This is a genomic window from Salegentibacter salegens, from assembly GCF_900142975.1.
GTDB classification, from domain to species: domain Bacteria; phylum Bacteroidota; class Bacteroidia; order Flavobacteriales; family Flavobacteriaceae; genus Salegentibacter; species Salegentibacter salegens.
Map to the genome: position 1 here is coordinate 2,213,979 of NZ_LT670848.1, position 16,105 is coordinate 2,230,083.

General features: G+C 38.3%; 10 protein-coding genes. 8 read left to right on the forward strand and 2 right to left on the reverse strand.

The window, feature by feature from the left end; translation table 11 throughout:
• Positions 1-178: 178 nt before the first annotated feature.
• A complete protein-coding gene (locus B5488_RS09885; RefSeq protein ID WP_079735111.1) occupies positions 179-3,613 on the reverse strand; it encodes a leucine--tRNA ligase in 3,435 nt (1,144 codons plus the stop codon).
• 311 nt (positions 3,614-3,924) lie between these two features.
• Here B5488_RS09885 and B5488_RS09890 point away from each other — a divergent pair, with 311 nt between their 5' ends.
• The 5 genes from B5488_RS09890 (at position 3,925) to B5488_RS09910 (ending at position 11,857) form a co-directional block, all read left to right on the forward strand.
• The gene (locus B5488_RS09890; protein WP_079735112.1) at positions 3,925-5,334 is read left to right on the forward strand and encodes a glycogen synthase; all 1,410 of its coding nucleotides are present in this window, start codon (positions 3,925-3,927) and stop codon (positions 5,332-5,334) included.
• A gap of 2 nt (positions 5,335-5,336) precedes the next feature.
• The gene (locus B5488_RS09895) at positions 5,337-6,605 is read left to right on the forward strand and encodes a glucose-1-phosphate adenylyltransferase (protein WP_079735113.1); all 1,269 of its coding nucleotides are present in this window, start codon (positions 5,337-5,339) and stop codon (positions 6,603-6,605) included.
• Between the two features lies 1 nt (position 6,606).
• Complete coding sequence (gene glgB, locus B5488_RS09900; protein ID WP_079735114.1) at positions 6,607-8,517, forward strand: 1,4-alpha-glucan branching protein GlgB; 1,911 nt, start codon at positions 6,607-6,609, stop codon at positions 8,515-8,517.
• A 29-nt stretch (positions 8,518-8,546) separates the two neighbouring features.
• Positions 8,547-9,254 (forward strand): PA3715 family protein, encoded by a 708-nt coding sequence (locus tag B5488_RS09905; protein WP_146128732.1) that lies wholly within the window; start codon positions 8,547-8,549, stop codon positions 9,252-9,254.
• A gap of 191 nt (positions 9,255-9,445) precedes the next feature.
• Positions 9,446-11,857, forward strand: a complete 2,412-nt coding sequence (locus B5488_RS09910) for a glycoside hydrolase family 31 protein (protein WP_079735116.1) — start codon at positions 9,446-9,448, stop codon at positions 11,855-11,857.
• Here B5488_RS09910 and B5488_RS09915 read toward each other — a convergent pair whose 3' ends face one another.
• Positions 11,858-12,784 (reverse strand): ketopantoate reductase family protein, encoded by a 927-nt coding sequence (locus B5488_RS09915; RefSeq protein ID WP_079735117.1) that lies wholly within the window; start codon positions 12,782-12,784, stop codon positions 11,858-11,860. It abuts the gene before it with no gap.
• A gap of 256 nt (positions 12,785-13,040) precedes the next feature.
• On the opposite strand from B5488_RS09915, the gene B5488_RS09920 reads away from it, so the two are divergent.
• The 3 genes from B5488_RS09920 (at position 13,041) to B5488_RS09930 (ending at position 16,061) form a co-directional block, all read left to right on the forward strand.
• Positions 13,041-13,919, forward strand: coding sequence for a cell division protein FtsX (locus B5488_RS09920; RefSeq protein ID WP_079735118.1), 879 nt, complete (start codon positions 13,041-13,043; stop codon positions 13,917-13,919).
• A gap of 254 nt (positions 13,920-14,173) precedes the next feature.
• Positions 14,174-14,761 (forward strand): YceI family protein, encoded by a 588-nt coding sequence (locus tag B5488_RS09925; protein ID WP_079735119.1) that lies wholly within the window; start codon positions 14,174-14,176, stop codon positions 14,759-14,761.
• A 25-nt stretch (positions 14,762-14,786) separates the two neighbouring features.
• Positions 14,787-16,061 carry a hypothetical protein gene (locus B5488_RS09930; RefSeq protein WP_079735120.1) on the forward strand — a complete coding sequence of 425 codons (1,275 nt, stop codon included), beginning with the start codon at positions 14,787-14,789 and terminating at the stop codon, positions 16,059-16,061.
• Positions 16,062-16,105 lie beyond the last annotated feature (44 nt).

Here is a 16,105-nt window from a genome sequence, read left to right on the forward strand (position 1 = left end):
CGAGCGACGAAGAAGTGCGGCAATCTGTTCTTAGTTTTTGCGATATTTTTCTGAAAGAGATTACTTCAGTTGCAAAAAAAAGCAGTTTCACAATGACGCTATTTAAAACAAAAAATCCGTTCTCAATTAAGGAAACGGATTCTCAAATCTTCAAAATTATATAATTTTCTAAGCCTTTCTAACCTACAATATTTACAATTTTTCCCGGCACTACAATCACTTTTTTAGGTGCGCGACCATCTAATTGTTTCTGAGTTCGTTCATCTGCCATCACGGTTTTTTCGATTTCTTCTTTTGCCATATCCAACGGAAGTTCCATTGTAAATCGCATTTTCCCGTTGAAAGAAACCGGGTAATTTTTTGTGCTTTCTACCAGGTATTTTTCTTCAAAAACCGGATATTCAGCGGTTACTACAGATTCTGAATTTCCAAGTTTACTCCATAACTCTTCTGAAATATGCGGCGCGTAAGGCGCCAGTAAAATAACAAGTGGCTCCAACACTTCCCTGCTATTGCATTTTTGTACTGAAAGCTCATTTACACATATCATAAAGGTGGAAACCGAAGTATTAAAACTGAATTCTTCGATATCTTCAGTAACCTTTTTAATGGTTTTATGCAGACTTTTTAAAGAATCTGCTGAAGCTTTTTCATCTGAAACTTCAAACTGCTCGCCGTTGTGATATAGCTTCCAAAGCTTTTTGAGGAAATTATGCACGCCGGTAATTCCTGCGGTATTCCAGGGTTTAGCCTGCTCTAATGGCCCAAGGAACATCTCGTACATCCTTAAAGTATCAGCGCCATAGTCTTCACAAATATCATCGGGATTTACCACGTTATCCTTAGATTTTGACATTTTTTCAACCTCCATTCTACATATTAATTCTTCATCTGTAAAAAATTGGGCGAAAATAAACCTGGAATGTTCTTTTAACTTCTCTTTTATTATTGAATAATTTTTAGGATCTACACAGCTATATGGAATTCTCTTTTCTGGTTGATATGAGTATCCGTTTACAACAACCTCTATTTTTTCATCGATTATCTTTTCCTTGTCTTTTACTTGACTATAATTCTCAATAATTTGTTCTTTAACATTTGAGCAAATTTCACTATCATTTACAATTTCATCAGAATCTTGAAAAACTGTAATATTTAATGTGGTTTCCGCCACAGACTCTCTAATATGCGGAATCTCATCCCACTTTTCAGTTAATTTTGATTTAACGGTTAAAGTATAATCATACGCAGGATGGAACATGCTTTCTCCCAAAATCATTCCCTGATTGATCAACTTCTTAAAAGGTTCTTCTACCGAAAGATATCCGCGGTCTCGTAAAAACTTTGTCCAGAATCGGGAATACAATAAATGACCGGTGGCGTGTTCACTTCCGCCTATATAGAGATCTACATTTTCCCAGTAGTTTTGAGCTTCTTTAGATACAAATTCTTCACTATTTCCAGAGTCCATATAACGGAAAAGATACCAGGAACTCCCGGCCCAACCGGGCATCGTGTTTAATTCCAAAGAAAACACGGTTTTATTATCGATCTTATCATTGGAAACAACTTCATTTTTTTCGGCATCCCAGGCCCAATCGGTAGCATTTCCTAACGGTGGTTCGCCTGTTTCGGTTGGTAGGTATTTTTCAACCTCGGGAAGATGCAAAGGCAAATGCTGCGCATCTATCATTTGCGGCATTCCGTTTACGTAATACACCGGGAATGGCTCTCCCCAATAACGCTGGCGACTAAATACCGCATCGCGCAAACGATAATTTGTTTTCCCGTAACCGTGACCGGTTTTTTCCAATTCTAAAATCACTTTTTGAAGTGCTTCTTTGTATTCGAGTCCGCTAAGGAAATCAGAATTTGCGATTACCGTTCCTTCTTTTCCGGAGAACGCAGTTTCAGAAATATCAGTGTTTTCAAAAATATTTTTAATTGGTATATCAAAATGTCTGGCAAAATCATAGTCCCGCTGGTCTCCGCAAGGCACGGCCATTACGGCTCCGGTTCCGTAACCTGCAAGCACATAATCCCCAATCCAGATAGGTATTGACTCCCCTGTAAAAGGATGCTCGGCATAAGCGCCGGTAAAAACCCCGGTAATACTTTTCACATCGGCCATACGTTCGCGCTCACTGCGTTTTGCACTGGCAGCGATATAGGCTTCAATTTCTTCTTTTTGTTGAGGCGTGGTTATCTTTTTAACCAATTCGTGTTCTGGAGCCAAAGTCATAAAAGTCACTCCAAAAACAGTATCGGGTCTGGTGGTGAAAACCCAGATCCCCCCATCCCCCGAAGGGGGAGCTTTTTGATCCTGATCATTCGAAATATTAGGTTGCTCCCGAAGAGAAGTCTCAATCCTTTCTAAAACTTGATCAATATCTCCAATAACCTCTTCATTTCTAAACCTAATAACCTTAAATCCTTTGCTTTCCAGAATTTTTGTTCGGTTTTCATCCTGTTCAACCTGTTGATCGTGAATGTCTCCATCTACTTCAATCACCAGTCTTTTCGATAAACAAACAAAATCAACTATAAAGTCATCTATTAGATGTTGCTGACGGAATTTGAAGCCTAAATTCTTATTTCTCAAATAATTCCAAAGCGCTTTTTCAGCATCTGTAGGATTATTTCTGTTTTCCCTTGCCTTTTCAAGAAGTAAATAAGCATTGTTTCCTCCGGTCATATATCCCGGCGTTGCTTTCTCTTCCCCTTTGGGGAAGGATAGGATGGGGAATTTCACCATTGCCCCAACCGATTTCCCGATCCAGTTACGCTGACTTTCCTTTAAACTTTCGGTCCAGTCCAGTTGATCTAAACCTTGTAATAAACGTTCTGAAAATGCCGAAATTCGCATACTCCATTGCGTCATTTTTTTGCGAACTACGGGATAGCCACCACGTTCGGAAACGCCGTTTACAATCTCGTCGTTAGCTAAAACGGTTCCCAGTTGCGGGCACCAGTTTACTTCGGTTTCAGCTAAATATGTAAGTCTGTATTTTAGTAATATTTGTTGTTTTTCTTCTGAAGAAAAAGCTTTCCAGGCATCAGCTGAAAATTCCTCTACCTCATCATCACAGGCCGCATTTAAACGAGAGTTCCCTTCCGCAGCAAAAATCTCTTCAAGCTCAGAAATATCTCTTGATTTTTCAGCTTCCATATCGTACCAACTTTCAAAAAGCTGAATAAAGATCCACTGTGTCCACTTATAATATTCGGGATCGCTGGTGCGCACTTCCCTACTCCAATCGAATGAAAAGCCTATTTTATCCAGCTGCTCGCGATATCTTTTAATATTCTTAGCCGTGGTAAGCGCAGGATGTTGCCCGGTTTGAATTGCATATTGCTCGGCAGGCAGACCGAAACTATCGTAACCCTGCGGATGCAGCACATTAAACCCTGAGTGGCGCTTGTACCGTGCATAAATATCACTGGCAATATAACCAAGCGGGTGCCCAACGTGAAGCCCGGCGCCCGATGGATATGGAAACATATCCAACACATAATATTTAGGTTTATCGGATGAATTGCTGGCGCGAAAAGTTTGATTTTCGGCCCAGTATTTTTGCCATTTGGCTTCAATTTCGTTGAAGTTGTAACTCATTGTTTTATTTTTCTTACCTGCGGCTTACGCGCAACGCGACTTTATATTAATGCCTGCAAATTTACAATTTTAAACCACTTATGGGAATTTAGGCATAAGGGATTAGAAGATAAGTTTCTATCTGAAACAAATCTTATAATAACAAATAGAAACAGTTTTAAGACTTCCTTAATGCAGCTTATCCTATTATTTCAGTAGATTTATAAGGAAATAGTGATAAGAAGGGATATAATTTTAAAATTTTACAAAAAACGTCCTTAAAATCATTAAAACAACCTGATTAACTAAAATAATCTCACAAGAATTTTAATATGAACGTGATACACGTAAGCGCTGAATGTTACCCAATCGCAAAAGTTGGAGGCCTGGGAGATGTTGTAGGTTCTTTACCAAAATATCAGCAACAGTCGGGGATTGGAGCGAAGGTAGTAATGCCATTTTATGACAATAAATTTACCGCTACGCACAAATTTGAAAGTGTTTACGATTCAGAATTGGTTTTGGGGCAAGATATTTATCCTTATAAAATTCTGAAATTAAAAAAAGATGTCTTAGATATTGAAGTCCTGTTTGTGGATATTCCTGAACTGTTGTTTAAGGATTATGTTTACTCTACAGATGATACTGCGCGTTTTACCGCTTTTCAAATTGCGGTGATGGATTGGATGTTGACCCTAAAAACCAAACCTTCTATAATTCATTGTCACGATCATCATACAGGATTAATTCCTTTTATGGCGCAGGAATGTTTTAAATACGAAGCCTTGAATCAAATTCCTGTTATTCTTACTATTCACAACGCGCAATACCAGGGCTGGTTTGCTCACGATAAAGTACATTTTCTACCGGCTTTTGATATTTCTAATATTGGCTTACTTGATTGGGACGGTGTTATAAATCCATTGGCTGCGGGAATAAAATGCGCCTGGCGGGTAACTACGGTTTCCCCAAGTTATATGGAGGAATTGCAACAAGCTGCAAACGGATTGGAAAGTTTGCTGAGCCACGAAAATAAAAAATGTGTTGGGATTTTAAACGGAATTGACACTGATGTATGGAATCCCGAAACCGATGAATTTATTGTAAAAAATTATGCGGCTAAAAATATTCAAACCGGGAAAACAGCTAATAAAAAATGGCTGTGTAAAGAATTTGGCTTTTCAGCATCAAAACCTTTATCCGCTTTTATTGGCAGACTGGTTCTTGAAAAAGGAACCGATTTACTACCGGAAGTATTTGATGAAATTCTCTCAAAAAAAGAATGCAATATTCTCATTTTAGGTTCTGGGAATCCTGAAATAGAAGACAGCTTAAAAGCTTTAAAGAAAAAACATAAGGGCGTTTATAACACTTTTATTGGTTATGATGAAAAACTCTCGCACCTCATCTATGCTGGCGCAGATTTCTTATTAATGCCTTCCCGGGTTGAACCCTGCGGACTAAACCAGTTATATTCCCTTCGTTATGGAACCATCCCGGTTGTGCGAAGTATTGGCGGCTTAAAAGATACCGTTATAGATGTTGAAGATGGTGGTTTTGGGTTTTCGCACCAGGAAGCTTCAGAAGTTGATATTCTTCAAACTTTAAACAGGGCCATAGCATTTTATAAGGATCAACCCGCATTTAAAAAAACCAGAAAACATATTATGGGCATTGACCATTCCTGGAATGTTTCGGCCCAACAGTATATCGATTTGTATAACTCACTAAAAAGCGACTAATCATGCTAAACGACAAAGTATTATCGGTTATTCTTGGGGGCGGTCAGGGTACCAGGCTCCATCCTTTAACAGAAAGCAGGTCTAAGCCTGCTGTTCCTATTGCGGGTAAATATAGGCTGGTAGATATTCCCATTTCCAACTGCCTTAATTCAAACATAAAAAGGATGTATGTGTTAACGCAGTTCAATTCGGCTTCTCTGAACATGCACATTAAAAATACCTTTCACTTTAGCTTTTTTAGTTCGGCATTTGTAGATGTTCTGGCGGCAGAACAAACCCCGAATAACAAAACCTGGTACCAGGGAACTGCAGATGCGGTTAGACAGGGAATGCATCATTTTAGAAAACATAAATTCGATTATTTCCTTATACTTTCAGGAGATCAATTGTATCATATGGATTACAACTTAATGGTGCAGCAGCATATAGATACCGGCGCCGATATTACCATTGGAACCGTTCCGGTAAATGCGAAGGATGCTCCCAGTTTCGGAATTATGAAAACTGACAAAGACAATAATATCACTTCATTTATTGAAAAACCGAAATCTGAACTTTTACCCGACTGGACTTCGCCTGTAGGCCCCGAAATGGAAGCTGAAGGTAGAAACTACCTGGGCTCCATGGGGATTTATGTTTTTAACCGAAAATTGTTGGAAAAATTAATGGACGATCCTAACACCGTAGATTTTGGTAAAGAGATCATCCCGCAGGCAATAGGAAATAAAAAAGTTTGCGGTTATCAATTTGAAGGTTATTGGACAGATATTGGGAATATAGAATCGTTCTTTGAAGCAAATATTGGCTTAACCGAAGATATTCCCAAATTCAATCTATATGACATGGACAACCAGGTGTATACCCACGCCAGGATTCTCCCAACTTCAAAATACACCAATACTAAACTCAAAAAAGCAGTTATTGCTGAAGGTTGCATTATTCACGCCGATAAGATTGAATCTTCGGTAATTGGCGTCAGGTCCAGGATTGGAAAAGGTTCAGTTATAAAAAATTGCTATATGATGGGAACCGATTTCTATGAATCTTTAGAGGAAATTGAAAATAATAAAATTGAAATCCTCGCAGGAATTGGAGAAAATTGTAATATTAAAAATGCAATAATCGATAAAAATTGTAGAGTTGGAGACAATACTACCATCAATGGCGGCACCCATCTCGAGGATAGTGAAACCGATGCTTACGTAATAAAGGAAGGAATTGTAGTGCTTAAAAAAGAAGCAGTACTTCCACCCGGAACAACTATAGGATAATATGGCAGAAGTTATAACGCACAGTTTATTTTCAGAATTTGATATTGATCTATTTAAGTCGGGGAAACATTATCGGCTTTATGAGAAATTTGGCTCCCACCCACTCACTTTAAATAAGGTTAAAGGAACTTATTTTGCCGTTTGGGCTCCAGGCGCGAAACAAGTCTCGGTAATTGGAGACTTTAATTTCTGGAAAGATGGGGAGCTCCAACTAAATGTGCGTTGGGACGGCAGCGGGATTTGGGAAGGTTTTATTCCTGAGGTGGAAAAAGGGAATTTATACAAGTATAAAATCCATAGTAACCATAACAAAATTATTACCGAGAAAGCCGATCCTTATGCGAGGCGATGCGAACATCCGCCAAATACAGCTTCGGTGGTTTGGGAAGATGATTACAAGTGGAAAGATAAATCCTGGCTGCAAAAACGCAAAAAGAATAATTCTTTACAAGCCCCTTATTCGGTTTACGAAGTGCATTTATCTTCCTGGAAGAAGAAAACCGAAGAAAACAGGTCGCTTTCTTATGGGGAACTTGCCACCGATCTAGTTTCCTATGTTAAGGAAATGGGCTTTACTCACGTAGAGTTTATGCCTATTATGGAATATCCCTATGACCCGAGTTGGGGATATCAAATTACTGGATATTTTGCCCCAACCTCTCGGTTTGGTTATCCAGATGAATTTAAATTTTTAGTAGATAAACTTCATGAAAATGACATTGGAGTGATCCTGGATTGGGTGCCTTCACATTTTCCGGAAGACAGCCACGGACTCGGTTATTTTGATGGCACACATCTTTATGAACACCCCGACCCTAAAAGAGGTTACCATCCCGATTGGAAAAGTTTGATTTTCAACTACAGCCGAAACGAAGTAAGAGCTTTTTTGATTAGTAATGCTTTATATTGGCTAGAACAGTTTCATATTGACGGGCTTCGGGTAGATGCCGTTGCTTCTATTCTTTACCTGGATTATTCCCGGGAAGAAGGCGAATGGGAACCCAATGAGTATGGCGAAAATAAAAACCTGGAAGCCATCTCGTTTTTAGAAGAACTAAACAAAGAAGTTTACGCCTCTTTTCCCGATGTACAAACCATTGCCGAAGAATCTACTGCCTATAGCGGAGTTTCAAAACCCGTGTTTTTAGGCGGACTCGGTTTCGGGATGAAATGGATGATGGGCTGGATGCACGATACACTGCAGTATTTTGCAAAAGAACCTATATACCGTAAACATCATCAAAACAATATTACTTTTTCCCTCACTTATACCTTTACCGAGAATTTTATGCTGCCTTTATCTCACGATGAAGTGGTTTACGGCAAGCATTCTATTTTAGGAAGAATGCCGGGAGACCAATGGCAACGGTTTGCCAATCTACGCCTGCTTTATGCATATATGTTTACCCACCCTGGAACAAAATTATTATTCCAGGGTTGTGAATTTGGACAAAGTGAAGAATGGAATTTTCAAAAAAGTTTAGACTGGCATCTATTGGAATACGACTCGCACAAAGGAATGCAGGAATTGATAAAAGCTTTAAATGAATTCTATAGATCTGAGCCCGCTTTATATGAAAAGCAATTTGTGCCCGAGGGCTTTGAATGGATAGATTACAGCGACGCCGAGAATTCAGTTATTAGCTTTATCAGAAAAGGAAATGAACCAAAAGACAATTTGATTATTGTTTGTAACCTGACTCCAATTCCGCGTGAAAATTATAAAATCGGTTTACCTGAAGGCGGTAAACTAGAAGAAATCTTCAATAGCAATGAAAAGAAATTTTATGGCACAGGAGATTACAAAAATGCAGCTAAAATAATTACAAATAAAGCCTGGCATTCCAGGAAGTATTCAATAGAAATTGATATTCCGCCTTTAGCGATGCTTGCGTTTAAGTATTCGGATTAGTTAAATGAATAATAACCTACAAAACATTTATGAGAAGCTTACTGACAATGATTTTATTGACGCTATTCTGGAACTGTTTAGGTCAGAATCAATCTCAACAACTGATTGAACAAACTGCTCAAAAAGTTGGAATTCAAAATTCAGACATATTTTCCAGACTTGCGACCTCACAAAAATTCGATAACGGTATTTTAATAGTAATCCCTGAAATCACTGAAGAAGGAGAAGGATATATAATTTTAAACAGTAATATTATTTTTACCGATAATAAAACCGGTGCAGTAAAAGCAAAATATAGTGGCCAGAAAGACTGGTCTATCGATGCTGTTTCCATTGATAAAATCGAAATAGAACCCAAACTTTATCAATTGAACGAATTAACTACAGCCTTCGCACTTAAAATATTTTATTCAAACCAGAGCCGACCAAATCCTTATTCAAGTACACAATTATCATTATACGCTTTGGAAGGAAATGAATTGAACCGTGTATTGAAAGATTTTCCAATGAAGTCTTTTAATGGTGAAACAGACACAACTTGCAAAGGTGAATTTGAAGAGCATTCCAAAAATATGCAGGTATTAAACACTTTCTCAAATAATTATGCCGACTTAAAATTCATCGATAAGATTGAGTTGAGTGAAAGGAATGAAGACTGCGAAAAAGTAAAAGCAGATACCAGGAAGGAATTTGAAATACTAAAATACGAGAATGGTGAGTATAAAAACAAGGCTTGAACTTGTCCTAAAACGAAACTTCCTGCTCGCTTGCAACGCCTGATTGTTCTGCGGAAAAATGAAGATCGCACGCACGCACTGTGTTTCTACGAAACGACATAGTTAATAAACGCTCATAAATACTTTGACAATTCTAACTTATATTTGCAAACTATTCAGTTTTTTTACCTTACAGCAATCCATTATAAAATATGATCACCAATACCGAGTTAGAACAAAAGGGAAATGCTTTTCCATCTAGTGTAATTTCCTTCCGTAAAGATGTAGATACGCTCTATTTCACCACAGAAAATGATGTGTCATTGCAAATTACAATCCTTCGGGATGGGCTGCTTCGCTTTAGATATTCCACTACTGGAATGTTTGCTAAAGATTTTTCTTACGCGATTACCAAACACGCAAGCATAGGTTACAATCAATTAGATATTGAAGAAAAAGAGGATAATTACAATATTACCACTACTAAAATTATCTGTGAGGTTTCTAAAAAGGGTTTAAAAGTTAAGATTTATGATCGTACAGACGGCACATTGATTAACGAAGATGAGCTCGGTTTTCATTGGGAAGACAGCTACGAATTTGGTGGTGACATCGTGAAAATGAGTAAAGTTTCTCACGATGGTGAGAGCTATTTTGGACTTGGCGATAAACCAGGGCATCTTAATTTAAAAGGAAAGCGCTTTGAAAATTGGGTAACCGATTCTTATGCCTACGGAAAAGATACCGATCCAATTTATAAAACAATTCCGTTTTACACCGGGCTTCACAACAAGAAAGCCTACGGAATTTTCTTTGATAACACCTTTAGATCTTATTTTGATTTTGCACAGGAACGTCGATTTGTAACCAGCTTTTGGGCGCAGGGTGGCGAGATGAATTATTATTTTATCTACGGCCCTAAAATGACCGATGTGGTAGAATACTATACCGATCTTACCGGAAAACCAGATTTACCACCTCTTTGGGCCTTAGGGTTTCACCAGTGTAAATGGAGCTATTATCCTGAAAGCAAGGTAAAAGAAATCACTTCTAAATTCAGGGAATTGCAAATCCCCTGCGATGCTATCTACCTGGATATTGATTATATGGAAGGTTTCCGCTGCTTTACCTGGAACAAAGAATATTTCCCCGATCCTAAACGAATGGTGAAAGAACTTGAAGAAGATGGTTTTAAAACTGTAGCCATTATTGACCCGGGAATTAAAATTGATAAAAATTACTGGGTTTATAGAGAAGGACTTGAAAACGATTACTTCTGTAAGCGTGCCGATGGCCCTTATATAAAAGGAAAAGTTTGGCCGGGAGAGTGTTATTTCCCCGATTTCACCAATCCTAAAGTAAGAGAATGGTGGTCTGGGCTTTTCAAAGAATTAATAGAAGATATTGGGGTAAAAGGTATCTGGAACGATATGAACGAGCCTGCGGTAATGGAAGTGCCCAATAAGACATTTCCACACGATGTAAGGCACGATTATGATGAAAATCCCTGTAGCCATAGAAAAGCCCACAATATTTACGGGATGCAAATGGCACGCGCAACCTACCACGGGGTAAAAAAATTCTCCCATCCTAAACGCCCGTTTGTAATTACCAGAGCGGCCTATTCGGGAACGCAGCGATATACCTCAACCTGGACCGGAGATAACATCGCCAACTGGGAACATTTATGGATTGCCAACGTGCAGGTACAGCGCCTGGCAATGTCTGGTTTTTCTTTTGCAGGTAGTGATATTGGCGGTTTTGCTGAACAACCTCACGGCGAATTATTTACCAGGTGGATTCAATTAGCAACTTTTCACCCGTTTTTTAGGGTGCATTCTTCGGGAGATCACGGCGACCAGGAACCCTGGACTTTTGATGAAGATATTACCGATATAGTGCGAAAGTTTATCGAATTGCGGTATCAATTACTTCCTTATCTCTACACCGCATTTTGGGATTATACCGAGAAAGGCATTCCGTTGATAAAATCTTTGGTGATGTTTGACCAGGAAGATATAAACACCCACTATAGAATAGATGAGTTTATTTTTGGAGACAGTATTCTTGCCTGCCCCGTAATCGAACCAAACGCGAAAGGCAGACGTATGTATGTGCCGCGCGGAAATTGGTACAACTACTGGACCGACGAGCTGGTAAAAGGCGGTAAAGAAATCTGGGTAGATGCCGATATAGATAGTATGCCGGTCTTTATTAAAGAAGGTGCTATTATTCCAAAATACCCTGTACAGCAGCACGTAGCCGAGAAAAAAATAGAAGAAGTAACCCTGGAAGTTTACTACAAAAAAGGCAAAGAAGATTCACAATTTTTTGAGGATGCCCACGATGGTTACGATTATACCAAGGGGCGTTTTTGTTTGAGAAGTTTCAAACTTACTGGCAGAAAAAATCAACTAATTATTCAGCAGCATAAAGAAGGTTCTTTTGACGGTGATTGTAAAAATTTCAAATTAAAAATTCACGGATTGCCATTTGAAATAAAAACCATTCAGTTAGATAATGAAACTAAATCTTTAGAGCATTTACAGGTTAACGGCTGCCTCACCATGATTATAGATGAAAACTTTACCGAACTGGATTTCAATGGGGAAAACGGCGAATAGTTAACTTTTTCTCGCTTCCATTTCCATAGGCAATAAACACTCGTAGATCATTTTATTTACGGGTGTTGCAATGCCTAATTTTTTGGCTTCTTTCACAATAAATCCGTTGAAATTTTTTAATTCTGAAGGCCTCCCTGCCATAATATCGCGTTGTGTAGAAGCGGTAGTTCCCGGCGGCTGATTTTCAATAATCTCAAAAGCTTTTTCCAAATGCTCTTCTGCCAGCGGAATTCCCTTAGCATTGGCTACCAGTTTAATTTCCTGCGCAGTTTTTTTCAGTAAATCAAACAAGTATTCGCTCTCCCTTATTCTATCTATAGAAACCCGTGTTAACCCAGCAAGACCACTAATTGTGGCAATAAACAAAAACTTTTTCCAGGTTTCCAACTGAATATTTTCCGGGTTAAAAGTGCTAATTCCAGCTTTATCAAACACTGATTTTAATTGCTGAATTCTTTCTGAATTTGAATTATCAATCTCACCAAAAGTGATGCGCGGTTCAAAAGAAACGTGTTTTATCTTTCCCGGTCTTTCTACAAAACTCACAATATGGCAAAGCCCGGCCAAAACATTTCGCTTCGGTAGAATTTCCAGCAGTATTTCTACATTATTCGCACCATTTTGTAAAGGTAAAACCATAGTTCCAGCTGAAATTATTGATTTTAGTTGCCCGGCCACTTCGGGAATTTGCCAGGATTTTACACCTAAAATTACCAGGTTTGGCGTATGGACTTCAGCCAAATTATCGGTTACCAGTTGAGGTTTCACATTAAAGCTACCATTGATGCTTTCAATTTCAAGTCCGTTACTCCTGATTTCCTCGAGGTGTTTTCCGCGGGCAATCATGGTTACGTCAACACCTGCCTGGGCGAGTTTTCCACCAAAATAACCGCCTACGCCTCCAATTCCGAAGATTAATATTTTCATAGTGTTCTGCTTTTCAACATAAAATTAGAAATATGTTTAAACTCTAAACATATTTCAGCATCTAAGTTAGTGAACATGTTAGAAGCTGAAACAAGTTCAGCTTGACGAAATTATAATCATTCACAGATACCTTATGGTAATTTCTTATGTTCCTGAATAAAAAATTCATGTCTTTGCTAATTTTTTTAAACTTTAAACGTTTTAAAGAAAATGAACGCTTAACTTTTATATTTTTACAAAAAATCTAAGGTCACCTATGAGCACATCTTTTGAAAAGTACCAGAGACGTCGATTAATCTCGTCTTATTTTTCGGTAGTGATTAGTATTGCTTTAGTCCTTTTTTTATTGGGAATGTTGGGATTACTGGTTTTAAACACTAAAAAAGTAGCCGATCATTTTAAAGAGCAAATTGCGCTTACCGTATATTTAAAAGATACCGCCAAAGAGGTTGAAATTGAACAGCTCAAGAAAAGCCTGGCGATGGCCGAGTATACCAAATCTACCACCTACGTTTCTAAAGAAGCCGCCGCCGAGGCGCACAGCGAGGAAATAGGCGAGGATTTTATGGAGTTTTTAGGCTATAATCCCTTACAGAATTCTATAGATGTGTATATGAACGCCGATTTTGTCTCTGGAGAACAGGTAGACGAAATAGCAACCGATCTTACTTCTAAAAACTTTGTAGATGAAGTGGTTTACGACAAACCGCTTATCGCACTTTTAAACGAAAACGTAAAGAAAATTAGTTTTTGGGTACTTATTGCCAGCGGGATTTTCACATTTATTGCGGTATTGCTTATAAATAGTTCTATTAGGCTTTCGGTATATTCTAAACGATTTATTATAAAAACCATGCAAATGGTAGGCGCTACCAAAGGTTTTATTCGCAAGCCTTTTATCTGGCAAAGTGTAAAATTGGGAATAATAGGTGCCATTATCGCGCTTGTTGGTATGGCCGGAGCGCTTTATTACCTCAACAACAGCTTCCCGCAGCTTTCATTAACTTCAGATGTGAAATTACTCGCTGCTTTATTTATAGGCGTTTTCGTTATGGGAATCCTTATCACCTGGCTAAGTACATTTTTTGCCACTTCAAGGTTCTTAAACCTAAAAACCGACGAGCTTTATTACTAAGAAGCTTGCTTTAGCTTTCTTTTTGTTCAACTATAGAAATAATTCGAAATATTTTTCTAATTTTTTAAGCCTAAAAATCTTTTTTATATTGAAATCGCAAACGTTTTAGTTAGCGAAAACCCTTGTAAACACTATAAAGTCCTTTATCGTGTCTCTTAAAATTCTTTCTCAGAAATATTCTCAAACCTGATTCTCGTCATAGATTCTGCTGCATTTCTACCCCAACTTTGTACCAAACTTAAAAACCTAATATCATGAAAGTTTTAAAATCATATCAAGTTATTCTTACAGGCGTATTTTTTATGTTGCTAACCGCAGGCAGCATGTTCGGGCAAAATTTCAAAATGGATAATTCTTCAGAAATTATTGTTGAAGGAACCTCTAATATCCACGATTGGGAAATGAATGCAACCTCAAAACAAGGAGGTGCAACCATTACCACCGAAGACGGGAAATTAACAGGAATCTCTAAACTTCAGGTAAGCATTCCTGCTGAAAGCCTGGAAAGTGGAAAAGGCGGAATGGATAAAAATGCATACAAAGCACTTAATACCAAAAAATATAAAACTATCGAATTCAAGCTGGACGAGGTTAAGAAAATCGAGTCCAACGGCAGCAACTCTTATAAAGTAAACGGTATGGCCACGCTAAAAATTTCAGGAGTTTCTAAACAAGTTCCGGTTGAATTTACCGCCAAGCTTAACGGAAACAAATTGGAAATAAACGGGGAAGAAAGCCTAAATATGACCAATTACAAGATTGACCCTCCTACTGCTATGTTTGGAACAATTACTACAGGAGAAGAACTAACTATTAAATTCAAATCAACATTTTCTAAATAACTATTCAATTTTAAAAATTATCACAATGAAAAATTCAATCAAATATTTCGGCTTAATTGCATTCGTTCTTTTTGGCTTGCAAATGCAGGCACAAGACAGAGACCTGGACAACTTTAGACCTTTAGACCAACGTGGCATTAACATGTTTGAAGCTCCAAAAGATACCGTTTCAACTTTTGATGGTGTAAAAGTAAGAGTTGGTGGAGCATCTACTATCCAGTTCCAGGCGCTAGATCACGAATCTTCAGGACAATGGACAAATGAAGATGGAAGCGTGGGAAGATTACCAGAAATAGGCGCAAACTTTAACCTGCCTACTGCTAACCTTGACCTTGATGTTGCTCTTTACGACGGAGTTAGAATGCACCTTAGAACATACCTATCTTCTCGTCACCACCCAGAACCATATGTAAAAGACGGGTATATTCAAATTGACAAACTGGAGTTTGTACGTCCAGGCTTTATGGAAGACCTAATGAACAAAGTGACTATTAAAATTGGTCATATGGAAAACAACTATGGTGATGCTCACTTTAGAAGAACCGATAATGCGCAGGCCATTTACAACCCATTTGTAGGTAACCTTATTATGGATGCTTTCACTACCGAAGTTGGTGCTGAAGTTTACTACCGAAGCAATGGATTTATTGGAATGGTTGGAGCTACCAACGGTAAATTAAACCAATCTGTTGTTAATCCAGATGCCAACGGGGTATCATGGTTAGCTAAATTAGGATACGACAACCAGCAATTTACTGGTGCAGATGATCTAAGAGTAAGATTAACAGGATCTGTATATCACACTAACCGTGTAGCAAGCTCTTACCTTTACGGTGCTGACCGTGCAGGATCAAGATACTACGATGTTATGGGAGAAGGTTTTGCCTCTGGTAGATACAACCCTCGCTATGGAAATGAAATTACTGCCTTTATGGTAAACCCATTCTTAAAGTATGGCGGACTTGAATTCTTCGGAACTTTTGAAAGATCTAGTGGAAAACAACTTTCTCAATCTGAAGACCGTAGTTTCACCCAACTTGCTGGAGAACTTATCTACCGATTTGGACAAAACGAGAACTTCTACGTAGCTGGACGTTACAACACTGTAAACGGTGACCACGCAAGCGGTGATGAAATTGACATCAATAGAGTTCAAGCCTCTGCAGGATGGTTTATGACTAAAAACATCCTTGCGAAAATAGAATATGTAAACCAGGAGTATGATGGTTATAATACAAGTTCACCTTTAAACGGAGGACAATTCAACGGACTTATGCTAGAAGCAGCGATTAGTTTTTAAGTTGAATGTTGAGCCCCGGATGTTATCTCCCAAGAGATTATCCG

Coding starts and splice junctions, on each gene's coding strand:
- B5488_RS09910 (WP_079735116.1), top strand. CDS start 9,446: ATGATCACCAATACCGAGTTAGAACAAAAGGGAAATGCTTTTCCATCT.
- glgB (WP_079735114.1), top strand. CDS start 6,607: ATGGCAGAAGTTATAACGCACAGTTTATTTTCAGAATTTGATATTGAT.
- B5488_RS09930 (WP_079735120.1), top strand. CDS start 14,787: ATGAAAAATTCAATCAAATATTTCGGCTTAATTGCATTCGTTCTTTTT.
- B5488_RS09905 (WP_146128732.1), top strand. CDS start 8,547: ATGAGAAGCTTACTGACAATGATTTTATTGACGCTATTCTGGAACTGT.
- B5488_RS09885 (WP_079735111.1), bottom strand. CDS start 3,613: ATGAGTTACAACTTCAACGAAATTGAAGCCAAATGGCAAAAATACTGG.
- B5488_RS09890 (WP_079735112.1), top strand. CDS start 3,925: ATGAACGTGATACACGTAAGCGCTGAATGTTACCCAATCGCAAAAGTT.
- B5488_RS09920 (WP_079735118.1), top strand. CDS start 13,041: ATGAGCACATCTTTTGAAAAGTACCAGAGACGTCGATTAATCTCGTCT.
- B5488_RS09925 (WP_079735119.1), top strand. CDS start 14,174: ATGAAAGTTTTAAAATCATATCAAGTTATTCTTACAGGCGTATTTTTT.
- B5488_RS09915 (WP_079735117.1), bottom strand. CDS start 12,784: ATGAAAATATTAATCTTCGGAATTGGAGGCGTAGGCGGTTATTTTGGT.
- B5488_RS09895 (WP_079735113.1), top strand. CDS start 5,337: ATGCTAAACGACAAAGTATTATCGGTTATTCTTGGGGGCGGTCAGGGT.